1 protein-coding gene is annotated in these 1,071 nt (G+C 32.9%); it reads left to right on the forward strand.

The genetic code is table 11. The annotated features are described in order from the left end of the window. Nucleotides 1-174: 174 nt before the first annotated feature. On the forward strand, nucleotides 175-1,071 hold an 897-nt coding region (locus tag ASC41_RS17060; RefSeq protein WP_241489610.1), incomplete at its 3' end, for a DDE-type integrase/transposase/recombinase.

Genomic DNA, 1,071 nt, shown 5'->3' on the forward strand with positions numbered 1-1,071 from the left:
TCACCGTGTATAATTAATTGCTTGGTCACTGCCGACTTACGAACATTCCTGCGGAATATTCTATATGTGATTTATTTGCTAAATTACGTGCTTAACCACGCAACTAACCATACACAATCACGTTAGGTGCAAGCTTGACCCGTCCTGAAATAAGGCTACATAATTTTAAACATTATGTATAGAAATGACAAAGTAATTAGACGTTACAGTGAACCTTTTAAATTAAAAATCTTAGCCGAACTTACAATCGGAAAACACACAAAGAGTGAACTTTGTAAACTCTACTCTATTGCACCTACAACAGTAAATGTGTGGATTAAAAAGTATAATCGTAAAGACTTAATGAACACCAGAGTAAAAGTGGAAACAAAAGACGAAATATCTAGAATTAAAGCACTTCAAAAAGAGGTTGAACAACTTAAAAAACTACTACTTAAAAAGGATCTCGATGCTATGGTCCAGGATTGTTATCTGGAAGTAGCTGCTGAAGATCTTGGCTATAAATCAGTTAATGAACTTAAAAAAAAAGCTAAGTATAAAGCCTTAAGTAAAGCCAAAAAGATATCTAAGGGATTTGCTACTTTGACAACTATAACCCATTGTTTTGGACTTAAACGTAATGCTTATTACAAGCATAAAAACAGAGCTGATAAGCGTTTAAACCTAGAACTACAGATTATTAATATCGTTAGAAAAAGACGCAAATCCCTTCCTAGAGAAGGCGTGAGAAAACTTGTAAAATCATTAAATGCAGATTTTAATAAAGCCAATATTAAAGTTGGTAGAGATACTTTATTTAATGTGCTTAGAAAAAATCAAATGCTGACACTTAGAAGGAAAACCAGTGCTAGAACTACGAACTCTTATCATCGTTTTTATAAATATAATAACATCATAAAAGACTTAGAAGTTACTAGAGCTAACCAAGTTTGGGTATCTGATATCACATACATTAGAACCATAAAGGGTTTTTGCTACCTGGCTTTAATAACAGATATGCATTCCAGGAAAATAGTTGGTTATGATATTAGTGATAGCTTGGAACTTAAAGGATGTGTGAGAGCGGCTAAA

It is taken from the genome of Lacinutrix algicola, from assembly GCF_001418085.1.
GTDB classification, from domain to species: Bacteria; Bacteroidota; Bacteroidia; order Flavobacteriales; family Flavobacteriaceae; genus Lacinutrix; species Lacinutrix algicola.